This window comes from Frankia sp. CeCAU1 (assembly GCF_977971845.1).
In genome coordinates this window covers 1-1,482 of sequence record NZ_CDWWXA010000002.1, presented here as the reverse complement: position 1 = coordinate 1,482, position 1,482 = coordinate 1, and the positions used below count along the sequence as shown (strand labels likewise).

Below are 1,482 nucleotides of genomic sequence, written 5' to 3'. Positions count from 1 at the left end.
TGTGCTGGCATGGGACGCGCTGGCATGGGACGCGCTGGCATGGGACGCGCGGGTATCGGACGCGCGGGCGATGGCGCGCTCCGCGGCCGGCACGTTCTCGTCGCGCAGCAGGTCGGCGAGGTAGTCCGTGACGCTGTGATAGGTGCGATCCGCATACCGGTGCCGGTATCCCCCGCCTTCCTGCGGATCGGCGAGCAGCAGATCGTGCAGCGCGGCCGGCGGGTTATGATAGAGGAACTGCAGCACGGCCGTGTCCCGTTCGGCTTCCAGGAGCTGCTCGAACGGCGTCCGGGTGAAATCTCCGATGAACAGTGCGGTGCCGCGGAACTTCTCGTTGAGATTGGTCATCTCGCAGGTGGCTATCACATGCCCGCGCGGGTTGACGCCCAGTTGCAGACTTCCACAGTCGGGGAGCCGGTCCGGCGTGAACCGGCTGTAGTGCCTGGTGAGAGCCGCCATGACTTCCGGGTCGTTGCCCTCGGTGGTCAGGCTGTTGGGGTAGACCGTCTCACCGCCCAGGTCCAGGTCGTCCAGCAGCTGGGCGTCCACGTCGGGCAGGTGGGAGGCCACCCAGCTCAGCTCGTGCACCATGCCGAGGTCGGCGCAGGCCCGGCGGAGGTGGCGCAGCCGCTCGACCGGCACGAACGGCAGGTGAAAGGCGCTCGCACTCGGGAAGATCGCCTGGACCCCGGCCTGCTGGAGACGGCTCACGAGCGTACGGGCGCGTTCGGGGGTGCGGGCCCAGAAGCCGTTCGTGTTGAGGGAGACGTAGTACCCGAGATCCGTGGCGGCGCGGGCGAGCGCACAGGTGTCCTCCGGATGAAGCATGATCTCGCCGCCGCCCAGGTCGAGGAACCTGCGACCGAACCTGGCTGCCGTCCGCAGGATTTCTATCGCGGTGGCCAGGTCGAACCTCTCCCGGCGATGTGGACTCGATTGGACCAGGCAATGTGCGCAGGTCGCGTTGCAGGCATAGGTGTAGATCAGGTACACGCGCTCGTGGTTCCCGTAGGTGTAGCACACCCCGGTATGCGGATAGACCTGTTCCAAAATTCCCCCAAACCCATTGCTTTTACCTGGGCGGATTCGGCCGCGAACGAGCGATCTCGACAAGTGCGGGAACGCCGTCGGGAACTGTCGGTGGAGAGCAGGGTTGTCTCCCGGCAACGATTGCGTCACTGTAGGACAACATGGCGAGATTGGTCAACTGTGGCTCACCGGCTTCATCCGCGACGACGGCGGGTGACGTTGAGGTGGAACTGTGACTGGCGTAGCAACCAGTTCTGCGTTGCCGGGGTCCTGTGGAGGGCATGGTTGTCCGGGATCAGGCACGGGTCGTACGCGGAGGTACTGAGGCGCCGATCCGCTTCAGGAAACGACGGGGAACTCCCCGTGTCGGCGCCGCCGGTCGGGCCGCGGGTTGCCCGTGCCATTGTTTGCGCTGGTCAGGTCGGGTCTTCGCGGTCAGGGGTGGGACGGGGC

The 1,482-nt window shown here is 66.3% G+C and carries 1 protein-coding gene; it reads right to left on the bottom strand.

Translation table 11 applies throughout. From position 1 onward, the window contains the following. Positions 1 to 1,050 (bottom strand): radical SAM protein (locus AC08OO_RS00555; RefSeq protein WP_476618133.1); only part of this gene is annotated, 1,050 nt, incomplete at its 3' end. Between the last annotated feature and the right edge of the window lie 432 nt (positions 1,051 to 1,482).